General features: G+C 64.3%; 5 protein-coding genes and 2 pseudogenes. 4 read left to right on the top strand and 3 right to left on the bottom strand.

Annotated features, from left to right (window positions below; all coding sequences use genetic code 11):
- Window positions 1-110 precede the first annotated feature (110 nt).
- The 4 genes and pseudogenes from D3227_RS32970 to D3227_RS44500 all read left to right on the top strand — a co-directional run.
- Window positions 111-599, top strand: coding sequence for a DUF2398 family protein (locus D3227_RS32970; protein WP_342634032.1), 489 nt, complete (start codon window positions 111-113; stop codon window positions 597-599).
- Window positions 596-4762, top strand: coding sequence for a TIGR02680 family protein (locus D3227_RS32965; protein ID WP_167480957.1), 4167 nt, complete (start codon window positions 596-598; stop codon window positions 4760-4762). Before D3227_RS32970 ends, D3227_RS32965 begins: the two co-directional genes overlap by 4 nt.
- Window positions 4759-6060, top strand: a complete 1302-nt coding sequence (locus tag D3227_RS32960; protein ID WP_120018351.1) for a TIGR02679 family protein — start codon at window positions 4759-4761, stop codon at window positions 6058-6060. Before D3227_RS32965 ends, D3227_RS32960 begins: the two co-directional genes overlap by 4 nt.
- A gap of 151 nt (window positions 6061-6211) precedes the next feature.
- Window positions 6212-6575, top strand: a pseudogene (locus D3227_RS44500) (helix-turn-helix domain-containing protein); the annotation flags it as partial.
- Between the two features lie 69 nt (window positions 6576-6644).
- On the opposite strand, the gene D3227_RS44145 reads toward D3227_RS44500, so the two are convergent.
- From D3227_RS44145 to D3227_RS32945, 3 genes and pseudogenes are all read right to left on the bottom strand, one after another.
- The gene (locus D3227_RS44145) at window positions 6645-8015 is read right to left on the bottom strand and encodes a xanthine dehydrogenase family protein molybdopterin-binding subunit (RefSeq protein ID WP_342634031.1); all 1371 of its coding nucleotides are present in this window, start codon (window positions 8013-8015) and stop codon (window positions 6645-6647) included.
- A gap of 249 nt (window positions 8016-8264) precedes the next feature.
- Window positions 8265-8618 (bottom strand): annotated as a pseudogene (locus tag D3227_RS44140) (molybdopterin cofactor-binding domain-containing protein); the annotation flags it as partial.
- Between the two features lie 192 nt (window positions 8619-8810).
- Entirely contained in the window at window positions 8811-9263 is a 453-nt protein-coding gene (locus D3227_RS32945) for a (2Fe-2S)-binding protein (protein ID WP_120018348.1), read from the bottom strand.
- Window positions 9264-9388 lie beyond the last annotated feature (125 nt).

The following is a 9388-nucleotide window of genomic DNA, read 5'->3' as shown; positions in this document are numbered from 1 at the left end:
CCCCAAGCCGCGACTTCTCGCCAAAACCCGCCAACAAAGCCATCCGGAGCCTCCGATTCGTAAGGCCCTCACAGATTCAGCAATCCCTTCAAACGTAAAGTGCCGTTAACCTGACTTCGGCGCCCTGCCGCCTGTGCGAGGCCGCCGGCCTGGTGGCCGAGCAGCGCGCTGAAGGGCTGGCGCTGGTAGATGAAGCCGGTGTGCTGACCGACGTCGCCATGCCGGCCGAGGGCACCGACGCCCATGTAACGCTGCTGGTTGCCGAACACCTAGCCACCGGCCAAAGGCAGCGGCGGACGGATGGGGTCGGCACGGCACCGGCCACCGGCATGCGGGAGCACGACATTGCCGACTTCCTGCATGAGGCCAAGGGCCGGTATGGCCGCTACTGGCGCAAATCGGCGCGCGAGCCCGGCGCCGAGCGCGAGCTCGCCACCATTGCGATCGATCGATTGGAAAAGCTGCGACTTGCCGTGCGGATGGCGGGCTTCATACAGCCGCTGCCGGCGCTCGCGCGCTTCGCGCTGGGCGAGGCTGAGATCCGCGAAAGCCGCGGCGCCTCGACCAGGGCAGCCGGCCTTCGATTGGAATCGACATGAACCTGTTCGCCTTGCCTCCGGAAAAACCCGCCTTGCCGATGCCGACGCGGCAGCGCTGGCAGCCTCTGCGCCTGGGTCTGGTGGAGCTCTTCCACTACGACAGCGAGGAATTCTGGTTCCGCGACGGCCACCTGCTGCTGCGTGGCAACAACGGCACCGGCAAGTCCAAGGTGCTGTCGCTGACGCTGCCACTGCTGCTCGACGCGCAGCTCAAGTCTTCGCGCATCGAGCCCGACGGGGACGGCAGCAAGAAGATGGCCTGGAACCTGCTGATGAACAGCTATGACCGGCGCATCGGCTATACGTGGATCGAGTTTGGCCGCGTCGCGGAAGACGGCACGCCACGTTTTCTCTCGCTCGGCGCCGGCCTTTCGGCGACGGCGGCCCGTCCGCAGGTCGATAGCTGGTTCTTCCTGTTGGAAGACACCGACGGCGCGCCGCGCATCAACCAGGATCTGTGGTTGACGAGCGCGCAGCGTGTAGTACTGACCAAGGAGCGCCTGCGCGACGCGCTCGATGGTCGTGGCCAGGTGTTCGACACTGCGGCCGGCTACCGCCGCGCCGTCGACGAGCGCCTGTTCCATTTGGGCGCCAAGCGCTACGACGCGTTGATGGACACGCTGATCCAGCTTCGCCAGCCGCAGCTTTCCAGAAAGCCGGACGAGACCGCGCTTTCGAATGCCCTGACCGAGGCCCTGCCGCCGCTGGCGCCCGAATTGCTCGGCGACGTTGCCGAAGCGCTCGGACAGTTGGAGGAAGACCGTCGTCAGCTCGACGAGTATCAGGCCCTGGTCAAGGCCGTCGGCCGTTTCGAAGAGCGTTATCGCATCTACGCCGGCACACAGACCCGCCGGCAGGCACGCTTGTTGCGCCAGGCCCAGACCGAGTTTGACAACGCCAGCCGGACACGAGGCGAAGCCCAGGTCTGGTTTGACGAAGCCCAAGCGCAAGAAGCGCTGGCACGAACGACCCACGATGATGCGGAGATCGTGCTGACGCGAGGGCGCGCGCGTCTCGACACTTTGCGTTCCGACCCGACGATGCAGGACGCCAACCGCCTCGAAACCGCCGAAAGAGACAGGGCGGCACGACTGCAGGCGATGCAGAAGGCCACGGCGGCCGTCGAAGAGGCGGGCCGACGGCTGGGACTCAGCACGCAAGAAGCCGGACGCGCAATCCAGCGCGCGGACCAGGCCGAACGCGCATTGGCCCATCTGCGTCTGGAAAGTACGACGCACGCCGATGCGGCGGGCATCGCTGGCCAGCATGCTGGAAATCCCCTCGCCACATCGCAGGCTTCCGCGCTGATCGAGCTGACGCAGCATGCTTTCGACGGGGCCTGCGGCGAGCTCCGCAACCTCGTTGTCGGCCGGCGTGAGCAGATTGCCCAGTTGCGTCGCCGCCACGACGAAGTCGCGCGGGCCGAGGCCGCCTATGCGCGGCGCCGCGAAGTCCAAGATGAAAGGCGCATCGCAGCTGAAGAGGCTGCCGAAAGTCGGACCCAAGCCGATACTAAGTTCGAACAGCAAGGCCGGGCTCTGGTGGAGAGCTGGGACCGCTATTTTATCGGCCTAAAGCAATTGCTGGTCGATCCCGACGGCAGATCCGCGGCATTGACGGCCCTGGCGGAATGGACAATGACGCTCCAAGGCGACAACCCCACCCTCCGGCTTCTGCAAGCGGCATATCAAGGGGCCAGCCTTTCGCTGACTCAGCGTCGCGTAGCGCTCGACGGCCAACGGCAGGCGCTGGAGATGGAATACGACACCCTGAAAGACGAACGTGGACGCCTGGAATCCGGCGACGAAATGGCGCCGCCCCTGCCCTATACGCGCGATGCCTCTGTCCGCGATGCACGTCAGGGCGCGCCGCTCTGGCAAGTGGTCGATTTTCGCGACACGGTGGCTGCCCCGCAACGCGGCGGCCTTGAAGCCGCGCTCGAGGCCGCCGGGTTGCTGGACGCCTGGATGGCGCCTGACGGACGCCTCCAAGCCGGCGATGGCGGCACCCTACCTTACGATACGCAGGCTGTGGAACGACAACAGCACTCTCCATCGCTCGTTGACTGGCTGGAAGCAACCGTCCCGGCCGGCTGCGTCGTGCCAGCCGACATCATCGAGCGCGTGCTGTCGGGCATCGCCTGCGCGGACGACGATCCGATCGACAGCGAGGCCTGGATCGCCCCCGACGGCCGCTTCCGCCTCGGCGCATTGTCCGGTGCGTGGGGCAAGCCAGAAGCAGTCTACATCGGCCACGCGGCCCGCGCCGCAGCCCGCGTGCGGCGGTTGGCCGAGATTGCTGGCCGCCTCGCCCAACTCTCCGTTGAGTTGACGGGTGTGCGAGCCAAGATGGAGCAGCTCGCGCTGTATCGGGAACAGGCCGACGAAGAGTGGCGGCTTGCGCCCGCCGACGAGGCGTTGCGAGTCGCTCATTTGACCGCCACCGCTAGCGCCCAAGCCGCGCGTCTCGCCAGCGAAAAGCTGGCCGAAGCAGACACACGGTGTCGCGAGGCCGAACAGGCGCTCAAGGCAGTGCGCGAACAGCTTGCCGCGGATGCCGTTGACCAGCGCCTGCCCGAAATACCCGAAGCGCTGCCTGCCATCCAAGCAGCGCTCGATCATTATCGCGATGCGCACGTCCGGCTCGAACAAGTGGCCCATGAGGTCCGTCTGGCACTGCCGGAGCGGCAACGTCAGCGTGCCCGCGAGAGTGAGGCACGCAACGATGTGCGGCAGCGCGAAGAGGAACTCGCGACAGCCCGCGTTGAAGCGGAAGACGCGTCTGCTCGGCTCGACGTGCTGCGCGAAACGGTCGGCGCCAAGGTCGAGGAATTGCAGCGGCAACTGACCGATGCGCGCCGTGTGGTCGAAGCCGGTGAAGCCGCCCTGAAGCTCGCCGGCGAAGCCTGGCGCAAGGCAAGTGAGGCGCGTGCGGTTGCCGGCCAGCAGGCTGAGACGGCGAACCTCGTTCTTCAGCAGCGCGGCGAGGCCCGCGCCAAGGCGATCTCCACATTGCAGCAATTCTCGGGCACGGGCCTGCTGTCGGCCGCCCTGCCGCATCTTGAACTGCCGGACATGAGCGTTCAGTGGACGATCGACCCGGCGTTGACGCTGGCCCGCCGCGCCGAACAGGAGCTGTCGAACCTCAAGGACGACGAGGAGGCGTGGGCGCGCGTCCAGCGGCAGACAGCTGAAGAACTGACCGAGCTGCAGCGCGCGCTCGGCGCGCTCGGCCACCAGGCCCAGGCCGACCCCAGCGATTGGGGTTTCAGGGTGGATATCGTCTATCAGAACCGGCGCGAACGGCCCGACCGCCTTGCCATGCGCCTCGCCGAAGAGATCGCCCAGCGCAGCGAACTGCTCACCGCCAACGAACGGGCTGTTCTGGAGAACCATCTGCAGGCCGAAATCGCCGCAGAAATCCAGCGCCTATTGCAGGGCGCCGAACGTCAAGTCGACGCCATCAACGGCGAGTTGCACAAACGCCCTACCTCCACCGGCGTACGCTATCGCCTGTTGTGGCAGCCACTGTTGGAAGAGGAAGGAACGCCGGTGGGCCTCGACGTGGCGCGAAAGCGCCTGCTCAACACCAGCGCGGACCTTTGGTCGTCAGACGACCGGAGCGTCGTCGGTGCGATGCTGCAACAGCGCATCTCCGCCGAGCGGGAGCGCGCTGATTCCAGCGGTGGAAAAGACAGCGGCGGGACCTTGCTCGACCAGCTGGCCCGCGCCCTGGATTATCGCCACTGGCACCGCTTCCGCGTCGAACGCTGGCAGGAGGGACATTGGCGCAAGCTTTCCGGACCCGCCTCGAGCGGCGAGCGGGCGCTCGGTCTGACGGTGCCGCTGTTTGCTGCGGTTGCCAGCTTCTACAGCCAGGGCAGCCACGTCCTAGCCCCGCGGTTGATGCTGCTCGACGAAGCCTTCGCCGGCATCGATGACACAGCACGCGCGCATTGCATGGGTCTGATCCGCGAGTTCGATCTGGACTTCGTCATCACCAGCGAGCGCGAGTGGGCGTGTTATGCTGAACTGCCGGGCGTCGCCATCTGCCAGTTGCAGCGGCGCGAAGGTATCGACGCCGTGTTCGTGTCGCGATGGAGCTGGGACGGCCGGGAAAAGACGTCCGAGGCCGATCCCGATCGCCGATTTGCGCCAGCATGAACGACCAGGCCGACCCGCGACTTCAACGCCTGCTCGGCGGCGAGCACCTTGCCTTGCTGCGCAAGCGCCTGCGCCAACGCTTCGAGCGCGCTCCGCTCGGCGGCACTGTCGATCATATTCGCGTCGCTGGGCTTAGCGCGGAAGAACACGCAACACTGGCCTCGCTGCTCGGTCGCCCGCAGCGCCGCTCCAAGTCCCTACAAATCAACGTCCGCCAGGTCGATGCCGACCTGCTGCACTCCGGCATCGCCACGTCCCTGCGCGATGCGTTGGAAAAGCTCGACGGCCCCATCGTTCATCTCGCCGGGATGCGCCTCCATCTGCAAACAGTGTGGTCCGGTGTAATCGAGGGTTGCAGGCATTCCGGCTTGGCCAGCTTGCTGCTGACACCGGAGGGCATCGGCCTGCTCAAGCGGCTCGCTCGGCGGGATGCGATCTCTGCAGCGGAGCTTTGCCTGCGCGCCGAAGAGGTGCTGCGGTATCTGCCGGCGAAAGGCATCACGCGTTCGCAATTGGCCGCGGACGTTCTGGGCGATGCCCATGCGCTGGACAACGGCCGCGGGGTCGCGACACTCGTGCTGGCAGTCTGGCGCCAGACCGCCACGCCCGCTCATGACTCGGCCGCACCCGTTGCCGACGAAGATGGCAAGACGATACGGAAATCGAGCGAGGACATCGATCTGATCCCGGCCGGCGGTGCGGAGCGAGTCCGCGAGACGTGGGCCAGAGCAGGGGTTCTGGTCAATGAGCTGGCGCGCCCTGCCCTGTCCCTGAACCTGCCGACAAGCGGGACAGAAAGCGATCGTTGGCGCTTGGGAGAGCCAGCCTATGCATCGCTGCGATCGCTGCTGCGCTCGCCGCCCCGATGGGATGCAACGGGCCGTAACGTCTACGTGTGCGAAAATCCCAACCTGCTCGCCATCGCCGCTGACCGATGGGGAGCTGACTGCGCCCCGCTGGTCTGCACCGATGGTATGCCAGCGGCTGCCCAACGATGCCTTCTGGCCCAACTCGCGCAGGCGGGCGCGCGCCTCTACTATCACGGCGATTTTGACTGGCCCGGATTGCGCATCGGCAACCACATCATGCGCGAACATGGTGCCGAGCCATGGCGCTTTGGCGCCGTCGACTATATAGCCGCCGTGCGAACAGCGCCGAGCCTGGCCCACCCGCTTGGAGGAAAGGCGGTCGAAGCAGCATGGGACGGAGCGCTGACGCTGGCCATGCTTCAGCATCGCGTGGCCATCGCCGAGGAGGCCCTGGCTGCCTCGTTATTGCAGGATCTTGATGATCGATAAACCTGCCTTCTATAGCCTCATAGCCCATCGCAAAGGGCAAAAGTTTAGACTTAATCTGACAGACGGTGTCATAAAGCTGAACCGAGAGCCGAGGCCGGGCGCGGAGTGGTCAGGGTTCGCAGCGCCCGGCCTCGGCGTGAAAGATTCCGACATGACCAAGGACCAAAAGATCATCCGCGCCAAGGTGGGGCTGTTGGAGCTCGCCAAACAGCCCGGCAATGTCAGCCAAACCTGCAAGATGATGGGTTATTCGCACGACAGCTTCTACCGGTTCAAGGAACTGTAGGAGACGGGCGGGAGCTGACTCTGCAGGAGATGACGCGCAAGAAAGCTGCTGCTGCCAATCGACGCTCCGGAGGTGGAGACGATCATTCTCGAATTGTCGCTGGAGCTGCTGGCCTTAGGTCAGATCCGCATGCCATAAGGCAGGCGAGGAAACGCGGCCACTCGGTCTCGCCTCCGGGGTGCGGCAGCAGCACAATCTCGAGACGATGAAGAAGCGGCAGAAGGCGCTGGGGAGGCCAAGGTTGCCTGAAATCTCGACCCGCAGAGCTTCTCCAATTAACCCTATACCCTGACAGCGGTCAGATAGATTTCAGGAGTTTGGTGTCTACGGGCAGCGTGCGGATGCGCTTGCCCGTCGCCGCGAAGATCGCATTCGTTAGGGCTGGAAATACCGCCGCGGTTCCGGCCTCGCCCATCCCCCCAGGGGCTTCGGCACTGTTGACGAAGTGTGTCTCCACTACGGGCACTTCATCCATTCGCATCGGAAGATAGGTGTCGAAGTTGCCCTGCTCCACCCGCCCGTCCTTCAGCGTGATGGCGCCGTGCAAGGCAGCCGTCAGGCCGAAGATGGAACCGCCTTCCATTTGAGCCGCAATCGTGTCGGGATTGACCTGCAGCCCGCAATCGACCGCACAGACGAGCCGATGAACCTTGACCGTGCCGTCGGTGCCCACCTCGACCTCCGCCACGGTCGCCATGTATGTGCCGAAGGCGAATTGCACCGAAACGCCCCGACCCTGCCTCTGGGGCATTGGTGCTCCCCAACCCGCCTTCTGCGTGGCCAGCGTCAGCACGCCAAGCGCACGCGGATTGTGGCTGAGCAAGGCCTTGCGAAACTCGACAGGATCAGCCTTCGCCGCCGCTGCCAGCTCGTCGATGAAGCTTTCGACCACGAAGATATTATGGGTCGCACCAACGCCACGCCACCAGGCGGTGGGAACGGCCGGCGGCTCGACCCTCTTGAATTCAACATGAATGGCAGGAAATGCATAAGGCGGTTGATCCGCTCCCTCGACGCCGTCCGGATCGACACCATTCTGCATGCCAGCAGGAAAATAACGCGCCGTCACCGACGATCCGGAAACGCGGTGAGTCCAGGCAACCGGCTTGCCAGATGCGTCAAGCCCGGCCGACAGCCGGTCATAATAGTAAGGCCGATACATGTCGTGCTGGATGTCTTCCTCGCGGCTCCAGATAACTTTGACTGGCCCGTCCACCTGCTGCGCCACCTTAACGGCATGCTCAATGCCGTCCACCTCCAACCGACGGCCGAAGCCGCCGCCGATCAGATGATTGTGGATGGTGACGGCTTCGACAGGCAAGCCGGTGAGCTGCGCTGCGGTCGTCTGCGCCATGGTGGGCACTTGCGTACCGACCCAGACGTCGCAAGCATCCTTCTTCACATGCACGGTGCAATTCATCGGCTCCATGGTCGCGTGCGCGAGGAACGGCAACTGATAGACTGCTTCCAAGCGCCGGGTCGCACCAGCCAGCGCTTTCTCGACGTCACCTTCACTGCGCGCTACAGCACCGGGTGTATTCGAAGCCTCCTTGAGCTGGCGGATGATGTCGGCACTGTTGACGGTGGCGTTCGGCCCCTCGTCCCACTGGATCGCAGCCGCATCGAGGCCTTTCTTGGCAGCGCCCATATGGTCGGCGACAACCGCCACAGCCTGATCGGTCAGGACGACCTGATGGACACCTCTGACAGCCAGAGCCGCTTTTTCGTCGACCGATTTCGGTTTGCCGCCAAATACCGGCGAGATGGCGATTGCGGCGATCTTCATCCCGGGAATTTTAGTGTCGATCCCGAAGACAGTTGTTCCATTGACCTTCCCGGGTGTGTCGAGCCGCCTGTGAGGCTTGCCGATTATCTTGAAGTCCTTCCGATCCTTGAGGGCTACGCTTTCGGGTGCGGGTGCCGGCAGGGTGCCTGCGGCATCGACAAGCTGGCCATAGGCGAGATGGCGGGATCCAGATGTTTCGAAAACCGAGCCGCTCTCGGCGCGACAGGTCTTGGGATCGACGCCCCATTTTTGGGCCGCGGCTTCTAGCAAGAGAGTGCGGGCAACCGCGCCTGCCTGGCGCAGCGGCATCCAGAAAGCGCGGATCGAAGTCGACCCGCCGGTGCTCTGAGGCCCAAACAGAGGATTGCCGTATAGCGCGTCGCTCGCGGGCGACAGTTCGAGGCGAACCTGATCAAGGCCGACGTCAAGCTCCTCTGCGAGCAGCATGGCGTGCGCGGTGTGGATCCCCTGCCCCATCTCGGCCATGGGCATCACCATCGTGACGATGCCCTGGCGATCGATACGAATGAAGGCATTGGGCGCGAAGCCTGGTGAGGCTTGAGCCGCAGCCCTTCGAGGCGACGACGGAAGAGAAAGCGCGACTACGAGACCTCCCCCGGCAGCGAGAAAGTTGCGGCGGTTTAGACGGAGCGAACTGTCGAACATTAGCCTCTATCCTCAAGCGGTCGCACGATGGATGGCAGCACGAATGCGCTGATAGGTGCCGCAGCGGCAGACATTGCCGGACATCGCAGCGTCGATATCTGCGTCGGTGGGCTTCGGTGTGGCTGCAAGGAGAGCGGCAGCCGACATGATCTGGCCGGACTGGCAATAGCCGCATTGCGGCACGTCGAGATCGATCCAGGACTGCTGGAGCGCTTTACCCTGCGGCGTCTCGCCTATGGCCTCGATTGTTGTGATGGAACTCTCCCCGACGCTGTCGATCGGGGTCTGACAGGCGCGCACAGCCTGTCCGTCGAGATGCACCGTGCAAGCACCGCATAAACCGGCACCGCATCCGAACTTGGTACCGGTCATGCCGAGGACATCACGCAAGACCCACAGCAATGGGGTATCACCATCGGCATCGACCGTGTGAACAGTACCGTTGATCTTGATGTTGATCGTCATACGGGCCTCCTGTGGAGAGTAGGGTTTGAATTTTCAGTAAGCTGACGGGACAGCGGTGACCGCTCGATCGTGGTTGTCTTCTAATTGGTTTTGGAGCCTTGCAGCACGCTCTCGCTGCTGAATCG

The organism is Mesorhizobium waimense, assembly GCF_003601975.1.
In the GTDB taxonomy this organism is placed as follows: domain Bacteria; phylum Pseudomonadota; class Alphaproteobacteria; order Rhizobiales; family Rhizobiaceae; genus Mesorhizobium; species Mesorhizobium waimense.
The sequence above is the reverse complement of the archived record's forward strand: the minus strand, read 5'-3'. Positions and strand labels throughout refer to the sequence as shown.